Origin of the sequence: Prevotella sp. oral taxon 317 str. F0108 (assembly GCF_000162415.1) — a bacterium.
GTDB lineage: Bacteria > Bacteroidota > Bacteroidia > Bacteroidales > Bacteroidaceae > Prevotella > Prevotella conceptionensis.
In genome coordinates, this window is sequence record NZ_GG740118.1 from 1 (window position 1) to 692 (window position 692).

The following is a 692-nucleotide window of genomic DNA, read 5'->3' on the forward strand; positions in this document are numbered from 1 at the left end:
TTTGTCCTTTTATCAAAAAAGTCTATGCCGCGTTCTCGCTCCAGAAACTTGCGAACTTCCTCCCAAGGGTAGTTTTTAAAGGGGGCATCATAGTCTTCCGTTTCAATTAGTTTTCCTTTTTCATCGTATGTACGCCAAATGCCCATAGGGAAACCGTAATCCTTATATTGAAAGCCTTCAACGTTTAGTTTTCCATCATTAAAATATCTGCGATATTCTTCAATGAGTTCGTTCTCCTTACGTCGGGTCTCATAGTAGTAATACACGCCATTATCCATATCTCTGCTTTGGATAACTTTCTGCCCCTTGTAATTTACGAAGGTGTAATCATTGTTCTTATCCTTGTTCCAATGAAACCTCTGTGTGTCTATCTTTTCCGTTGTCATTTGTTTTCCTCCTTTAATTTTAGTTACCTTCACCTTACGTTGTGCACCACAACTGCCCGCAACAATAAATGCGGCTAGTATAAATACCAAACTTTTCATTTGTCTTTTGTTTTGTTGTTTTTATCTTCAATTGGTCGCAACACCTTATGCAAATGTTCCCATTGGTATCGCCAGGTGGCGATAACGGGGATTTGTAAAGGGCCTATGTCAGAGTAATCCATAACGTTGTCTGTGATGTTCTTTTGGAAAACATGTTTGTCCTCAACAGAAAATGGATGCAGAAATGCTAAGGCGTGGAAGTTTAGC

Annotated in this window: 2 protein-coding genes; both read right to left on the reverse strand. The window is 39.3% G+C overall.

All coding sequences use genetic code 11. The features are described from left to right. Positions 1–485, reverse strand: a 485-nt coding sequence (locus HMPREF0670_RS15170; protein ID WP_009232014.1) for a hypothetical protein, incomplete at its 3' end; no start/stop codon positions are given. After that, positions 482–692 (reverse strand): hypothetical protein (locus tag HMPREF0670_RS17360; RefSeq protein WP_044078550.1); only part of this gene is annotated, 211 nt, incomplete at its 5' end. The genes HMPREF0670_RS17360 and HMPREF0670_RS15170, both read right to left, overlap by 4 nt.